The 15,251-nt window shown below is 59.0% G+C and carries 16 protein-coding genes, 1 tRNA gene and 1 other RNA gene; 12 read left to right on the top strand and 6 right to left on the bottom strand.

Annotated features, from left to right (window positions below):
* Positions 1 to 486: 486 nt before the first annotated feature.
* Both PY793_RS03980 and PY793_RS03975 read right to left on the bottom strand, forming a co-directional pair.
* Positions 487 to 1,668: a tyrosine-type recombinase/integrase gene (locus PY793_RS03980; RefSeq protein WP_275176820.1), complete on the bottom strand. Its 1,182-nt coding sequence runs from the start codon at positions 1,666 to 1,668 to the stop codon at positions 487 to 489.
* Positions 1,669 to 1,686: 18 nt separating this feature from the next.
* A tRNA-Ser gene (locus PY793_RS03975) sits at positions 1,687 to 1,776 on the bottom strand.
* A 412-nt stretch (positions 1,777 to 2,188) separates the two neighbouring features.
* Here PY793_RS03975 and PY793_RS03970 point away from each other — a divergent pair.
* The 6 genes from PY793_RS03970 (at position 2,189) to proB (ending at position 7,657) form a co-directional block, all read left to right on the top strand.
* Positions 2,189 to 3,415, top strand: coding sequence for a CDP-glycerol glycerophosphotransferase family protein (locus tag PY793_RS03970; RefSeq protein WP_275176819.1), 1,227 nt, complete (start codon positions 2,189 to 2,191; stop codon positions 3,413 to 3,415).
* Entirely contained in the window at positions 3,412 to 4,512 is a 1,101-nt protein-coding gene (locus PY793_RS03965) for a glycosyltransferase (RefSeq protein ID WP_275176818.1), read from the top strand. Before PY793_RS03970 ends, PY793_RS03965 begins: the two co-directional genes overlap by 4 nt.
* Positions 4,513 to 4,711: 199 nt before the next feature.
* Positions 4,712 to 5,026 carry a 50S ribosomal protein L21 gene (gene rplU / locus PY793_RS03960; protein ID WP_025826492.1) on the top strand — a complete coding sequence of 105 codons (315 nt, stop codon included), beginning with the start codon at positions 4,712 to 4,714 and terminating at the stop codon, positions 5,024 to 5,026.
* 50 nt (positions 5,027 to 5,076) lie between these two features.
* A complete protein-coding gene (gene rpmA, locus PY793_RS03955; RefSeq protein ID WP_048854263.1) occupies positions 5,077 to 5,346 on the top strand; it encodes a 50S ribosomal protein L27 in 270 nt (89 codons plus the stop codon).
* A gap of 106 nt (positions 5,347 to 5,452) precedes the next feature.
* Positions 5,453 to 6,469, top strand: coding sequence for a GTPase ObgE (gene obgE, locus PY793_RS03950; RefSeq protein ID WP_275176817.1), 1,017 nt, complete (start codon positions 5,453 to 5,455; stop codon positions 6,467 to 6,469).
* Between the two features lie 57 nt (positions 6,470 to 6,526).
* Positions 6,527 to 7,657, top strand: coding sequence for a glutamate 5-kinase (gene proB, locus PY793_RS03945; RefSeq protein WP_275176816.1), 1,131 nt, complete (start codon positions 6,527 to 6,529; stop codon positions 7,655 to 7,657).
* Positions 7,658 to 7,704: 47 nt separating this feature from the next.
* On the opposite strand, the gene PY793_RS03940 is transcribed toward proB, so the two are convergent.
* The 3 genes from PY793_RS03940 to PY793_RS03930 all read right to left on the bottom strand — a co-directional run bounded on the left by PY793_RS03940 (position 7,705) and on the right by PY793_RS03930 (position 8,933).
* The gene (locus tag PY793_RS03940; protein WP_275176815.1) at positions 7,705 to 8,367 is read right to left on the bottom strand and encodes a hypothetical protein; all 663 of its coding nucleotides are present in this window, start codon (positions 8,365 to 8,367) and stop codon (positions 7,705 to 7,707) included.
* Between the two features lie 42 nt (positions 8,368 to 8,409).
* Positions 8,410 to 8,670, bottom strand: coding sequence for a DUF2312 domain-containing protein (locus PY793_RS03935; protein WP_086645576.1), 261 nt, complete (start codon positions 8,668 to 8,670; stop codon positions 8,410 to 8,412).
* A 131-nt stretch (positions 8,671 to 8,801) separates the two neighbouring features.
* A complete protein-coding gene (locus PY793_RS03930; protein ID WP_275176814.1) occupies positions 8,802 to 8,933 on the bottom strand; it encodes a hypothetical protein in 132 nt (43 codons plus the stop codon).
* Here PY793_RS03930 and zwf point away from each other — a divergent pair.
* Together zwf and PY793_RS03920 are read left to right on the top strand one after the other, a co-directional pair.
* A complete protein-coding gene (zwf, locus tag PY793_RS03925) occupies positions 8,932 to 10,404 on the top strand; it encodes a glucose-6-phosphate dehydrogenase (protein ID WP_275176813.1) in 1,473 nt (490 codons plus the stop codon). The two genes, PY793_RS03930 and zwf, sit on opposite strands and share 2 nt — an antisense overlap.
* A complete protein-coding gene (locus PY793_RS03920; RefSeq protein WP_275176812.1) occupies positions 10,401 to 10,853 on the top strand; it encodes a hypothetical protein in 453 nt (150 codons plus the stop codon). Before zwf ends, PY793_RS03920 begins: the two co-directional genes overlap by 4 nt.
* Positions 10,854 to 10,883: 30 nt before the next feature.
* Here PY793_RS03920 and PY793_RS03915 read toward each other — a convergent pair whose 3' ends face one another.
* Complete coding sequence (locus PY793_RS03915) at positions 10,884 to 11,936, bottom strand: alpha/beta hydrolase (protein ID WP_275176811.1); 1,053 nt, start codon at positions 11,934 to 11,936, stop codon at positions 10,884 to 10,886.
* 96 nt (positions 11,937 to 12,032) lie between these two features.
* Between PY793_RS03915 and rnpB the strand changes: the two genes are divergently transcribed.
* The 4 genes from rnpB (at position 12,033) to ftsL (ending at position 15,228) form a co-directional block, all read left to right on the top strand.
* Positions 12,033 to 12,446, top strand: an RNA gene (gene rnpB / locus PY793_RS03910) — RNase P RNA component class A.
* Between the two features lie 314 nt (positions 12,447 to 12,760).
* Positions 12,761 to 13,240, top strand: a complete 480-nt coding sequence (mraZ, locus tag PY793_RS03905; protein WP_275176810.1) for a division/cell wall cluster transcriptional repressor MraZ — start codon at positions 12,761 to 12,763, stop codon at positions 13,238 to 13,240.
* 3 nt (positions 13,241 to 13,243) lie between these two features.
* A complete protein-coding gene (gene rsmH, locus PY793_RS03900; protein WP_275176809.1) occupies positions 13,244 to 14,263 on the top strand; it encodes a 16S rRNA (cytosine(1402)-N(4))-methyltransferase RsmH in 1,020 nt (339 codons plus the stop codon).
* A complete protein-coding gene (ftsL, locus tag PY793_RS03895) occupies positions 14,260 to 15,228 on the top strand; it encodes a cell division protein FtsL (RefSeq protein WP_275176808.1) in 969 nt (322 codons plus the stop codon). Before rsmH ends, ftsL begins: the two co-directional genes overlap by 4 nt.
* Positions 15,229 to 15,251: the final 23 nt, after the last annotated feature.

Here is a 15,251-nt window from a genome sequence, read left to right as displayed (position 1 = left end):
CCGCCGCATCGTCCCGGCAATGCTCTGTCCTCTGTTGGACAAGACCAAGATTTCCCTTGCCCTTCATACCTCTGATAAACTATCGCCCGCGAACGTGCAACTGCCCTGTACACCAGAACGGGACGGCTTTTCTTTTCAGAGCAGGCAAGACGCAACACCCCACCAAAGACGGACCTTCTGGCTCTCTACCACGACCTGATTGAAAGATACGAGACGGCTATGAAGGCTCAGGAGGAGAGCTGCGACAGTCTGTCAGCCATTCTATCAGAAATGAGCATGATGCCACAGACAGCACATGACCAAAAACCGGATGCTGGACTATACCCGCCGTTATTGTGTTACAGAAACCACTTGAAGGTGTTTTATTTAGTGCTGGCACCCAATCACCTAGACGTGTTTCGTGGTTATCCATGATCTCGTCAGATAAGACTTCCACAAGTCAGCGGTTCTGGCCTTGGAAAGGAGATGAAATAGCACCTACGCCCGTCACCCAGTCACTAACGCCCTTTCTCTGGCCCTGATTTGTGCGACACGCTCAACAATGCTGGGGTTGTAATACCGCATCAACATGCGTGGGTCTTTGTGTCCTGTAGTTTTCGCGAGTTCAAAGCAATCTCGATGCAATGGTGCAAGGCGGGTACATCCGACATGGCGCAGATCATGGAAGGTCAATTCACCCGCCAGACCGGCACGCTTTATCGCAGTACGGTAATGATACTGGACGTGCCATGTTGTGAATCCGCCATCATCCGCATCGGCATCAGGATCGCCGAAAACCCAACCATCCAATCGGCGCGGCAGGATATTTCGCATAGCGTTGATGCACGCTGAAGCAGCACTGGTAAGCGGCACATCGCGGGCAGAGCCGTTTTTGGATCGAGGGATGTGAATATGTGTCTCGTGGACATCCTTCCATTTCAAGGCGCGTATCTCACCCTGGCGCATGGCGGTGTGCATGGCGATCTGGACGACCCATATCAGCCAGATCGGTCCATCGTCACAAGCGGACAGCAATCTCTTTTCGTTCGCGTCCGTCAAATCGACACAACGCCCTTCATTGGCTTTGGGCCTGGCCACCCCCTCGCATGGATTATCGACCTTGTATCCATGCTGACGTGCCCATTTGAAGACAGCCGACAGGAGATTCAGTGAATTATATATAGTGGAGGGCGCCTTGCCTTCACTGACACGACGATCTCGCCATGCGACAATATCCGTGATTTCAACCGAGATAATGGGATAAGAGGCGATGTCTTCTTTTTTCCATGCAAGAAGACGGTTGATCTCTTGCTTGACGCCGCGTTTCTTCGGGCTTTCCTCTGTCATGTAAAGATCAATGACTGTGGATAGCCTTGTCCGCCTCTCCCGCGTTTTGTCGATGAACGTGTCACCGTCAATTTTACTGACTTTCGTCGCTTTGAACTGGAGAGCGTCAGCAAAAGTATCGAATGTGCGGCTTACAGCCACGCCTTTACGTCGGATTTTGACTTCATACTGAGCCGGGCCGCGATAGTAAATTCCCGGCTCTTTCGTCTTCGTATGCTTCGCCATTTTTGTCATCTCCATGACGAACAGACCTTGCTCGTTTCTGGGGATGATTTTAGCGCTTGTCGCAAATTGTCGCAAAAAAGCGGGTTTAATAACCTTGGACGGATCAGGAACATCCATCTAAGTCATTGGAATCATTGGCGGAGAGAGAGGGATTCGAACCCTCGGTACGATTGCTCGCACAACGGTTTTCGAGACCGCCCCATTCGACCGCTCTGGCACCTCTCCGTGGGAATGCGTTATAGGTGTGCTGGCGCGAATACGCAAGCGTTGATCCGCAGGAACATGAACCGGTTTCCTGTGGTAAATAACCGGCCTGTGGCAGAGCCTGCTCCTGTTGCATCACCTCCACTGGCCCAGCAATCGCAGCCTTTCCTTCTCCTGCGGGCAAGACGGTCAAGATATGTGTCAAACATCCATATTAAGTGAGAGTTTATGTGTTTGTTCAGACCCTTACTGAGGGTGTTTGCGTCTTGACGCTATGCGCTATCTGGTGCAAGTCAGCGTGCACTATAGATGTCTTTACCAAATGCTGAATAGAATTGAGGTGTGTTTGTGGTAGCCGGGTTATGGTGCCCGCGTCCCAAGAGGAAAGAGCCGCAGCTTGACCTATGTGCCTGTGCCGCCATGTTTTTTCGATATGACAGATCATCAGAAACACCTTCAGAGTATGGAGCGCAGTCCTTATGGCGTGTCGGCAGCACAGACACCGCCACAAAGCGCCCTTAAAACGCTAAAAGTGGTTTTTCTGCTGATTGCCCAGCCGCACCAGACGCTCCACTCCCTTCCCATCGCTTTTGAAATGGCAGCCCGCCACCCCAATGCGGAAGTGCATGTTGCCTGCCCAACCCAGAATCATCTTGATTATGCCCGCTCGCTAGGTCGGCTCTACCCGGCGGCAAAGATCATCTATGACCTGCTCCCCATTCCCGCATGGCTTGGCAGACTGGTCGAGCGTAATGGACCCGGCCCGCTTGAACGGCTGGCTTCCCTGTTTTTCAGCCGCCATTACTTCAAACAGTTTCAGGCTATTGTCGTACCGGAGCGGACATCGCTCTACCTCAAGCGCATGGGGGTGACCAAGCCCCTGTATATCTGGACACGCCACGGTGCGGGAGACCGCGCCATTGGATTTGCTGACGATATCAAGCAGTTTGATTTTGTGCTTCTCTCCGGCAAAAAAGTGGAACAGCGGCTGCTTGAACGGGGTCTTATAACCCCCGGCGACTACCACATGGGCACTTACGCCAAGTTCGATATTGTGGAACGTCTGCACAAGCAGCAGGCCCGCCTGTTTGATAACGACAAACCCGTTGTGTTGTACAACCCGCATTTTTCGCGCAGTCTGACATCATGGTACCAGTTCGGTGAAACAATCCTGAACTACTTTGCCAATCAGGACCATTACAATCTGATCTGTGCCCCCCATTACCGCCTGTTCAATGGCCACAAAAAACAGGCCGAAGCTCTGGTCAGGCGCTTTGCCAAATATCCCAACATCCTGATCGATACCGGCAGCACCCGCAGCATAGACATGACCTACACCATGGCGGCTGATCTTTATCTGGGGGATGTCAGCAGTCAGGTTGCCGAGTTCCTGATCCGGCCCAGACCATGCATTTTCCTCAATGCCCATCATGCGCATTGGCAGAATAACAAGGACTACCGGTTCTGGACACTGGGGCAGGTAATCGACACCCCCAATGAACTGGGCAAGGCACTTTCTGATGCCTTTATCCGTCAGGATGAGTTCGAGGGCAGGCAGCGCGCCTATGTTGCTGAAACCTTTGAACATCAGGACAGAAGCCCGACATCCCCCGGAGCGGCGGATGCCATTATGCGTTTTTTGCAAAAATCACACCGATGAAAATCGCATACATTATAAACTCCGTAGAAAGCGGTGGTGCGGCGCTCCCCGTTCCGGCCATTACACAAGTCATGCGGGACGCCGGGCACCATGTTGAGGTTTTTGCCCTTACGCGGCGCAACGGTCTGGCTATTGAGCCGCTGGAAAACGCAGGGCTTGAACTTCATATCCGCCCCGGTTCACGCAAGGACCATCTCGCTGCCCTGCGCTGGCTGCACCAGCAAATGCGCGCCTACAAACCCGATGTTATCTGGACATCGCTCAGCCGGGCCACTCTGCTGGGGCAGGTGATTGGCCAATGGCAGCACATTCCCGTTGTGAGCTGGCAACATTCTGCACGGCTCAAACCCCTGAATGCCGCCCTGCTGCGCCGCTTCAAAAACAGAAGCGCCCTGTGGGTGGCGGACTCTTCCTGCGTGGCGGAACAAACGCGCCGCACCCTGGGCATTCCCCCGGACAGGCTTGTGGAATGGCCCATTTTCAGGGCAGACCCCACGGTTCCCACCGCACATCCCTGGCAACCCGGCACACCTGTACGCATTGGCACGTTGGGCCGGCTGCACCCGGTCAAGGGGTATGACACGCTATGCGCGGCCATTGCCATACTGCAAACCCGCTCTGCTCTCCCCCCTTTTGAAGTGCTGATTGGCGGAGAAGGAGAAGAGCGGCCCCATCTTGAGGCCTTGATCGCTCAGGGCAGGCTGCCCATACAGCTCGTGGGGCACATCAGGGACCCATCGGTTTTTCTGTCCCGGTTGCATCTCTACGTCCAGCCTTCCCTGTGGGAAGGTTTCTGTCTGGCCGCGCACGAAGCCATGCTGGCATCCCTGCCGGTCGTTGCCTCCAATGCGGGGGAAATCCCGTCTTCCATTACCCCTCAGACTGGCCGTATTGTGTCACCGCAGGATAGCGCGGCCCTTGCCGATGCTCTGGAAGACCTGCTCAAACAGCCCCAGCATCTGGCAGCCATGGGCCAACACGCGCGCACCACAGTACTGGCCCGTTTTGGCCCGCAGCATTTTGACCGGATCGGTCAGGATATTCTGGCCCGCGTCGAGCAGATTGTGGCCCGGAACACCAAAACCGCAACGGCCTGACCCTGCCCCACTGCCAAAATCATGCCAGACCGCAAGTTCTTTATTGACGTGGCTGCGAGTCTGCCAGTAAAAGCCCCGCTAATCCACACAGATGGAAGCATGTCGTGCAAAGTCGCGGCCAAAGAATAAAAAGCGAGCTGATTTTTCGCCTGTGCCCAAGGTGCCGCGAGAGTCAAGAGATCGGAAAGAGAGACAGTTTATGTTCGCAGTTATCCGCACTGGCGGCAAACAGTACCGGGTTGAGCCCAACATGGTGCTGAAGGTTGAAAAGCTGGAAGTCGAAGCAGGCTCCACCATCACCTTTGATGACGTTCTGGCCGTTGGTGGCGAGAGCGGCACAACCATTGGCGCTCCCACAGTTGCTGGCGCAAAGGTAACGGCCACCGTTATCGCTCAGGACCGCCTCAAGAAGGTCATTATCTTCAAGAAGCGCCGTCGGCAGAACAGCCGCCGCAAAAACGGCCACCGTCAGCCGGTTACCGTTCTGCGCATTCAGGAAATTAACGCCGCCTGATTTCCCCTAGGGGAAACAACAGGCCGGTTAGACCACGGAGGACTTAGGTCATGGCACAAAAAAAAGCTGGCGGTTCATCCCGTAACGGGCGCGATAGCGCCGGACGCCGCCTTGGTGTAAAAAAGTTTGGTGGCGAGCAGGTTCTTGCTGGCAACATTATCATTCGCCAGCGTGGCACAAAGGTAAAGGCTGGCGTGAACGTTGGCGTTGGCCGCGACCACACGCTGTTTGCTCTGGTTCCGGGCAATGTGCGTTTTGAACGCCGCGCAGAAGGCCGCGTCCACGTTTCTGTTGATGCGCTGCCCCTCGCAGCCGAATAAGCAGGCTGGGGTTTTTCCAGCCTACGTTTTAGCGTAGCTGGAACGCAAAACAGGGCCGGGCCGGAAGGTTCGGCCCTTTTTCGTGTTCCGGGGCGGAAGGTATGTCATGAAGTTTCTAGATCAGGCTAAAATCTACGTTCGCTCAGGCGACGGTGGAGATGGTGTGACAGCCTTCCGTCGGGAAAAATACATCGAATTCGGTGGCCCCGATGGCGGCAATGGCGGTCGTGGGGGGGACATTATATTCGAAGCCGTTCCCAACCTGAACACGCTGATCGATTTTCGGTACACCCAGCATTTCCGCGCCCGCAAGGGCGGCAATGGTGCTGGCTCGGACCGCACGGGTGCGGCATCCCCTGCTGTTGTCATCAAGGTACCCATTGGCACCCAGATCATGGATGATGACCGCGAAACCCTGCTGGCCGATCTGGACGAGGCAGGCAAACGCGTAACCCTGTGCCGTGGGGGAGATGGCGGGTTTGGCAATGCCAACTACAAAAGCAGCACCAACCGCGCCCCCCGCCGCTCGGACAAGGGTTGGCCGGGTGAAGAGCGCTGGGTATGGCTACGCCTTAAGCTGATTGCGGATGTCGGGCTTGTGGGCCTGCCCAATGCTGGCAAATCCACCTTCTTGTCTGTTGTGTCCGCAGCACGCCCAAAAATTGCCGACTACCCCTTTACCACCCTGCATCCCCAACTGGGCGTTGTACGCCTGTCCATGACCGAAGAATTTGTGGTGGCGGATATTCCGGGGCTGATCGAAGGCGCGCATGAAGGCACGGGTCTGGGCGACCGCTTTCTGGGCCATGTGGAACGCTGCGCCGTGCTGCTGCACCTGATTGACGGTGCCGCAGGCAACGTGGTGGAGACATGGCGCACCATCCGCCACGAACTGGCGGCTTATGGCGGCGGTCTGGCCGAGAAACCGGAAATTATTGCCCTGAACAAGACAGACGCCATGACCCCGCGTGAGGCGTCTGCCCGCCGTGCGGCGTTGCAAAAAGCCAGCGGCGCCCCTGTGCTTCTGATTTCTGCAGTAACACAGCAGGGTGTTCCAGAACTGTTGCGCATGTTGCAAGATAAAGTGACCGCCGCCCGCAAGGACGCGCAAGACCAGTCCTGACCCGCCACTCTGCAATGCCATAGCTGGAGGGGGCCTTGTCCCCCAACGGATAAGCCCATGACCATAGACAGCCCCCGCCCCTCACTCCTGCATGCAAAACGGCTGGTTATCAAAATCGGCAGTGCTCTGGTTGTGGACCCCCAAAAAGCTGCTCCACGGCAGGAGTGGCTGGCCAGCGTTGCCGCAGACATAGCGGTTTTACGCAAACAGGGGGTGGCGGTCAGCGTTGTGTCTTCCGGGGCCATAGCGCTGGCGCGGCATGCGCTGGGACTTGCAGGCGGGCCGCTACGGCTGGCGGAAAAGCAGGCAGCCGCAGCCGTGGGCCAGATCAGCCTTGCACAGGCCTGGAGCCACGCCCTTTCCGCCCACGGGCTGACAGCCGCCCAACTGCTGCTGACCCCCGAAGACACCGAAGACCGCAAACGCTACCTGAACGCCCGCGCCACCTTGAATACCCTGCTGGAACTGGGTTGTGTGCCGGTAATTAACGAGAACGACACCATTGCCACAGCCGAGATCCGCTTTGGAGATAACGACCGGCTGGCCGCCCGCGTAGCGCAGATGACCGATGCAGACCAGCTTGTACTGCTCTCCGACATTGACGGGTTGTACACAGCCGACCCACGCACCAACCCCAGCGCACGGCACCTGCCTGTTATTGAAACCCTGACGCCAGAAATCGAAGCCATGGGTGGCGAGCCGCCACCGGGGTATTCTTCAGGCGGCATGCGCACCAAACTGCTGGCGGCCAACATAGCCACACGCTCGGGCTGCGCCATGGCCATTGCCATTGGCAAAACCATGCACCCGCTTCAGGCTCTTATGGATGGTGCGCGCTGCTCGTGGTTCCTGCCCCAGAGCAACGGGCATACGGGCCGCAAGCAGTGGATCGCGGGCAGCCTGAACCCCGCGGGGGAAATCAAGGTGGATGCCGGGGCAGCCGAAGCCCTGCGCAAAGGTGGCTCCTTGCTGCCTGCGGGCGTTCTGCACATACAGGGCAGCTTTACACAGGGTGATCTGGTGGAGGTGGTGGATGCCAGCGGGCGCATACTGGCCCACGGCCTTGCCGCCTATGATGCGGAAGATGCGCGCCGCATAGCCGGGCATCATTCCAGCGAGACAGCCAGTATTCTGGGCTGGCAGGGACGTGATGAGATCATCCACCGTGATGACCTTGTTATGGTCTGACGTAGCAGACCACGGCCACCACAGCGACCGCCCCGCAACACTCGACCTCAGGGCCTGTTACGGGAGGGAAAATGCAGCACGGGCTCGGCCCGGCCTGTGTGGTCATCGTAGCGCGGACTGGATGTGGCAGAACGGGGCTGCCCGCCCTCCCGCGAGAAATCGGGCCTGTAAGCTTCCTGATTGGCGTCCGGCGCTCTCTGGCGGCGCTGGGTTTCGGCATTTTTTTCCGGCGGTCCGTCCCCCTCTTCATGCCAGGGCATGCGCCTGACCGGAGAAGACCTACAGGTATCGGCCTCCATTGAGGGAGCCGGAGGTGCTTCCTGCCGGGCCTCATAGGCATCCGACACCCTTGGAGCGCGCAGTTCCGCAAAAACAGGCACACCGCGTGAGGTGGCTGGTTTTTCTGCCACAGGGGGGCGCACCTCCTCCACCACGGGCCTGCTCCCGTTCTCCGCACGGCGGGTAAAGGGGAGAGGCGGCTCCGCCTCATACCCCGCATACCCATCCGGCACGCCATTGGCCTGCATGGCGCGCGCGCGCAACTCCGCCTGAAGTTCCTCCATCTGGAGGGAGAGTTCAGCCAGCCTGCCTTTGACGCCAAAAACGGCAAAAGGCATCATCATAAACGCAAGCCCGAACACAATGCCCACCGCCAGAACCAGCAACTGGCCCCATAACGGCACCCATTCGGGAAAAGACAATGTCATCATCAAAAGCCGTCCCGACCCTGTGTTGCGCCTGCGTGGATGATCTTACATACCCAGCGCACGGCGGTAGATGTCCAGCAGGGTTTCCTGCTCTTCCACTTCCGAAGGCTCCTGTTTGCGCTGGCGAATAATCTGACGAATGACCTTGACATCAAACCCGGCGGATTTGGCCTCGGTAAAAATGTCCTTGATGTCGCCTGCCAGCGCCTTGCGTTCTTCTTCGAGCCGTTCAACCCGTTCGATAATGCTTCTCAGACGGTCTGCGGCTATACCGCCTACTGCTGCGTCTTCTTGTTCGCCATCCATGTTCGGCTCCCTTTGTTGCACATCGTATCTCAGACACAGAAATACGGAAGACCCAAAACCCGTATCCTGCGGCTTGCCAAAGGCGCGGGCTTATCGTGCTGTGTGCACGGGGTCAATGATCACACACCATTCTAGCCCTTGCAAACACGTCCTGAGCCTTCCATAAGCGGAGCAGCCTTTGTGCGCTGTGGCATAACAGCGCCTGCAAACGCCTTATATTGACGGCGGCCCTGCCCACCACCCTTGCGGGAATGTTTTTCCATGGCTCTGGTCAATCACACGGGACCTTTTGATTTTGTTATTTTTGGCGCAACGGGTGACCTGTCGCGCCGCAAGCTGCTTCCTGCTTTTTTGCGCCGCTTCCATGCGCAGGAGTTCAGTGATGACGCGCAGATCATCTGCATTGCCCGCACGGAGCTGAACACGGAGCAGTTCCGTGAACAGACCGAGGCCGCCCTGCGCGAGTTCGCCCCCGAGAGCGCGCGGGACGAACAGACCCTGCGCCATTTTCTGGGCCTGCTGACCTATATTACGCTCGATGCCCTCAAACCCGGCGGAGACTGGCAGACACTTGACGCCCTGCTGGGCGACAACGATCGCCCCCGTGTTTTTTATCTGGCCACCGCCCCCGCGCTCTACTCCCCGCTCTGCGAAGCACTGGCCCGGCATAACCTGATTAACCAGCACTCCCGTGTGGTGCTGGAAAAACCCATTGGCGTTAATCTGGGCACCGCACGCGCCATTAATCAGGGTGTGGGGCAGTTCTTCCCCGAAGCGTCCATTTACCGCATTGACCATTATCTGGGTAAGGAAGGGGTCCAGAACATTCTGGCCCTGCGCTTTGCCAACCCCGCACTGGAAAAACTGTGGTCGTCCGAGGCTATAGCCCATGTACAGATCACGGCGGCAGAGACCGTGGGGGTGGGCAGCCGCGGCTCCTATTACGATGAATCGGGCGCCCTGCGCGACATGGTGCAAAACCACCTGTTGCAGGTCCTGTGCATGGTAGCCATGGATGCCCCGGCCTCGCTCGGCTCAGATGATCTGCGCAACGAAAAGCTGAAGGTGCTCAACGCCCTGCGCCCCATGACACCGGACATGGTGCGCCGCAACGTTATTCGCGGGCAGTACGTGGCAGGCGAGATCAAACGCCAGGACGTCCCCGGCTATAATGAGGATTTGGGCACCGGTCGTGCCAGCAACACGGAAACCTTTGTAGCCATCCGCACCAAAATCCGCACTGCGCGCTGGGGGCATACCCCCTTCTACCTACGCACCGGCAAGCGACTGGCCACCAAAACCACCGAAATTGTCATCCAGTTCCGCCCGCAGGTATGGCCAATCTTTACCAACATGCCCTCTCCGGGGCGGCTGGTTATCCGCATTGCCCCGCGTGAGGAACTCTCGTTTGTCATGGCCGTGCGCGACCCCGGTGCAGGCGGGTTCCGTGTGCGCAATGCCACACTTGGCATGTCTTACGAAAATGCATTTTCGGTCACATATCAGGATTCATACGAACGCCTTTTACTGGACGCCGTACGCGGGGACCCCGCCCTGTTTATCCGCCGTGACGAGGTTGAAGCCTCATGGCAGTGGATTGAACCCATTCTCAACTCATGGCGGCATGCCATGACCCCGCTGGAACCCTACCCCGCCGGAAGCTGGGGTCCAGCCTCCACCCGCTCCCTGCTGGCCCGCGATGGCGCCCTGTGGCACGAAGATATGCTGACATGACAGACACCAACACACCCGCCCCCAAGCCGAAACGCGGCCCCTTTGCCCAGCGAACCCTGCGCCAGCATGTTCTACGCCGGTTGGCCATGGTGCTCCCGCTTACGCTGCTCATGATCGTGCTGGCCAAAAGCGGCATACTGGAGCGCATGGTGGACCGGTACACGTTTTCTGCCCAGAGCTGGTACGATGATACGGCTCTGATCCAGCATCTGCGGCTCAGAATCACCCAGAACGGCATGACGCATGACAGGCCCGACTGCCTGCTGTTTGTAGTCAACGGCAATGACCAGCCCACGGCATCGCGCATTGACGTGATGGAAAAAAGCACCGGCACATGCCCTGCTCCCAAGGGGGAACTGCCCAGACTGTTCACACTCAAGGTGGACCGCATGAACCGGATTGTCCTCTCCGACCAGGGCTCACCCGGCCAGTTCCACCCCATTCCCTGAGCAGAACCCCATCCGCCCCCACGCAGGGCCTTATGCTCTGGCAGCAAATGCCTTGCGCAATGCGCGCGCGCCAAAGCGGAGTGCCGCCTTGCCGTGGGGCATGACTGCATAAAAGTTAAGAAACGCATGCAGGGTTCGGGGGTAGCAGCGGTACAGAACCGGCACCCCCGCCCGCTTAAGGGCTGAGGCATAGGCCTGTCCCTCGTCCCGCATGGGGTCACATTCCGCCGTCACAATAACTGCCGGGGCCACCCCGCCCAGATCAGCCGTGTGGCCGGGCACAAAGTGCGGGTGCGTCCAGTCCTCCTCACGCTGGATGTATTGGGTGGCATACCACTCCATGGAGCGGCGGGAGAGAAAATACCCTTCCCCATATACGGTCTGCGATGGCAGATTATTACGCCCGTAAAGCGATGGGTAATACAGCAGTTGCAAGGCCGGATTGGGGCATACGCCCGCCCGCCCCTCCTGCGCCAGAACGGCAGCCAGATTCCCCCCCGCACTATCCCCCGCAACCGCCACCTGCCCCCCCCAATGCCGTGCAGAAGCACCAGCCAGCCAGACCAGTGCCGCACGGGAATCTTCCACCGCTGCGGGAAAAGGATTTTCAGGAGCCAGTGCGTAATCAGGCAGCAGCACTGCCGCACCCGACCCCCGCGCAAGACGGCAGCATATGCCGTGATGAGAGCTCAGGCCGCAATGCACAAACCCGCCTCCGTGCAGGTACAGTACCGCCCCACGCACACGCCCATACGGAATGTAAAGCCGTGCCGCCAATACGCCTGTCGCCCCCGGCACCTGCACACTCACCACCCTGCGCAGCGGCAGGGAGGACAGACGCTGCGGAAAGGAAGGCGTGTCCATAGCCTTGCGCAGCACTTTTAAAAAATGCTGCGGCCCGGATAGTGACGCCACAGGCTGTGCCCCGCCCGGCCCCTGATCTTCGTTACCCTGCCCTGCGTTCTGTCTGGACCGGCGTTTTTGACGATGCTCCTGCCAGCGGATCAGCCCCAGCAGCACGCGTGAGGGCAGGTTGGGCCGAAGTGGGGCTGAAGCGGATGCGGGAACCAGAAAATCAGACATAGGCGCATGATGTGCAGCCTTGCCTGCTCCTGCCAAGAGCGCTTTTCCAACATAAAGCCCTTGACCTGCGCCAGCCGTCAACGCAGGGTGCGCGGGCCAGACGGTCGGACGGTCGCTGTTGTGCGTTTTTGCGTATGATGGAGGAAAGTCCGGGCTCCACGGGAAGAACGGTGCCGGTTAACGACCGGCGAGGGTGACCTTAGGGAAAGTGCCACAGAAAACAGACCGCCTTCCAGGTTCCATACCATGGGAAACCATGGGACGGGCTGAAGGTAAGGGTGAAACGGTGCGGTAAGAGCGCACCGCTCCGCTGGCAACAGGGGAGGCACGGCAAACCCCACCGGGAGCAAGACCGAATAGGAACGGCAGAAACCTTAGGGTTTCGGGGGTTCTCCCGCCCCGTCGTTCGGGTTGGTCGCGTGAGGCATGTTGCAAGACATGTCCCAGAGGAATGATCGTCCAGGCCCTTTTTGGGCTAGACAGAACCCGGCTTACAGACCGTCTGGCATTTTCCCTTCTTTCTCCCCTGTAAAACAGGCTGCGCATGGGTGTTTACAGGTTATTTTGACTACAAAAGAACATAACATGAACAAACAATGTCTTCCCCGCGTTCGATTCTACGCGATCAATACATCCACGCGACTCTCCAACAAAGTATGAATACTTTACAAACGGCAGTTTTCTGCTGTTTTTTCTTCGCTTTTAATTTGCGTCCCATGCTATCCCATGCTATCCCACGACAGACCATAAAAGTGGTTGCGGTCCCATGTTCCCCGCGCCTCCAAGGAACCGAAACCATTGGCTCAAAAGGACTTCTGAACTTCGTGAGTGTGTTCCTCGGCACGCATGAAAATCGATTCGACGCAAAAGGACGCGTCTCGATTCCTGCTGGGTTCCGCTCCGTTCTCAAGTCACAGCAGAAGGAAGGCGATGCGCTGGTGATTCTCCGCCCCTCCCATACGCTGCCCTGCATTGAGGCATGGCCAGCCGTGGCCTTTGCCCGCCTGACCGAACCACTGGACCGGCTGGACATGTTCTCCGACGAGCATGACGACCTTGCCGCCGCCATTTATGCCGATGCCTACCCCATGGAACCCGACCGCGAAGGCCGCCTGATTCTGCCCGACTTCCTGCGCGAACACGCCGGGTTGCAGGACGTCTCTACTGCCGCATTCATGGGTGTGGGGCGCATCTTTCAGATCTGGGAGCCAGAGGCCGCGCGCCTGCGCCGGACCGAAGCACGCCAGAAGTCCCGCCGTGTCACCATTCCCGCGGCATCGCAGACCAGCCAGAGGGAAGACTAGGCCATGAACGCGCTCCCACTTCCCTCCTCCATCAAGCCACCCGGCAGCGGGCATGTGCCGGTCATGCTTGATGAGGTGCTGCACTATCTGGCCCCCACCCGTGGTGAGGCCATTCTGGACTGCACCTTTGGCGGTGGCAGCTATAGCTGCGCCATTTTGAACACGGCGGAATGCAACGTCTGGGCCATAGACCGCGACCCGGACGCCATTGCCCGCGGGCTGGTGCTGTGCGCCGAGATGGAAAAAGTGGAAGGTCGCTCCCGCCTGCATATGCTGGCAGGCAGTTTTGGCCACATGGCCGAACTGGCGGCACAGACCAATGCCCCCCGCCTGGATGGCATTGTCATGGACCTTGGCGTGTCCTCCTTCCAGATTGATGAAGCCGAGCGTGGCTTCTCTTTCCGGTTTGATGGACCACTGGACATGCGCATGGCCAGGCAGGGCCGCAGCGCGGCCGACATCATCAACACCGCACCCGAAGCCGAACTGGCCGATATTTTCCATTTTTACGGGGAAGAACGCCACGCCCGCCGTGTGGCCCGTGCTGTTGTGGCCGCACGGACGGAAACCCCGCTCCACACCACACTGCAATTAGCCGAGATCATCCGGAGCGTGGTGCCACAGGACCGCTCGGGCATTGACTCCGCAACCCGCAGCTTTCAGGGCCTGCGCATTGCCGTAAATGATGAGCTGGGCGAGATCGAACGTGGGCTGGAACAGGCCCTGACCCTGCTGAACGATGGCGGTCGGCTTGTTGTTGTCTCCTTCCATTCGCTGGAAGACCGGCTGGTCAAGCGCGCCATACAGCGCGCTTTGGGCAAGGATATCAGCTTTTCCCGCCATGACCCGCGTGCATCGCTTGCTCCGGCCGCCCCGGCTGCCTTTGTGGGCCTGACCAGCAAAGCCATTCGCCCGAGCGATGCCGAATGCCGGGCCAACCCCCGCGCCCGCAGCGCCCGCCTGCGCGCCATGATGAAACGCCCTTCTCCGTCCGCTTCTTTGACTAAAGGATTGAGTGCATGATCCCCCGCCCATTCACATGTTGCTGCGCTGTTCTGGCGATTGCATCGGGGTTCTTCCTTTATACAAAGAAGCACCAGACAACCCTGCTGGACCAGCAGATTTCCGCCATTGTCAGCGAAACCGAGCACGTACGCGGGCAGACTGCCATGCTGCGTACAGAATGGGCACTGGAAAACCAGCCAGAGCGGCTGGCGGCTCTGGCCACCAAACATGCAGCTTACCTGCAGTCCATGAACCCAACCCAGTTCGTGCGCATGGCAGACCTTGCGCAGCACCTGCCCGATGTGGTCCACGAACCCGTGGCCGTGGCCCAGACCAGCGTACCCGCTCAGGCGGCCAAACCCGCAACCCCGCCCGCAGCCCCCGTGGCGGTTGCCACCACCACCACCACGCACCTGCCCCCGCCGCAGCCTGAACGTGAACACACTCTGGCTGTAGCCGAGGCAGCCCCAACGCCCCAACGCCCGCAGCCTGTGCGCGCCATACGCCCACGCCCGGTCGTTGTAGCCATGGAAAGCACGGCACAGGCCCCGCATGTTCTGGTTGCGCCAGCACCGCTGCCGCCCCCGGTTGCCCAGCATGACGCACCCGCTGCCCGCACAGCCATTGCACCCCGCCGTCAGCCCGTGCAGGTGGCCGATGCCCCCCGGCCCAGCCTGCGCCAGAACATTGCCACAGCCAGCGCGGATGATACGGATACCTCCCCCTCCCGACATGCAACGCTGGCCGCTGCCAGCAGGGCGGAAGCCATGGCCCCACGCCGTCTGACCCAGAACAGCGATGACATAACACCCGTACGTCATCCCCTGCCTGTGGCCGCCGCAAGCTGGCACCCTGTTCGCACACATCGAGCGCCCATGACCGAGGGTTATATGGAAGCCCGCGCGACTTCCGGTTATACGAACGGGTCCCTGCTGAGTCGCGGTAGCGATGCCCTGCCCGCCCCCGTTCCTGTAACCAATTGATTGTTTTGGCTGAAAGTCCTCCT

Origin of the sequence: Acetobacter fabarum (genome assembly GCF_029069195.1) — a bacterium.
In the GTDB taxonomy this organism is placed as follows: domain Bacteria; phylum Pseudomonadota; class Alphaproteobacteria; order Acetobacterales; family Acetobacteraceae; genus Acetobacter; species Acetobacter fabarum_A.
This window is presented reverse-complemented; position numbering and strand designations above follow the sequence as displayed.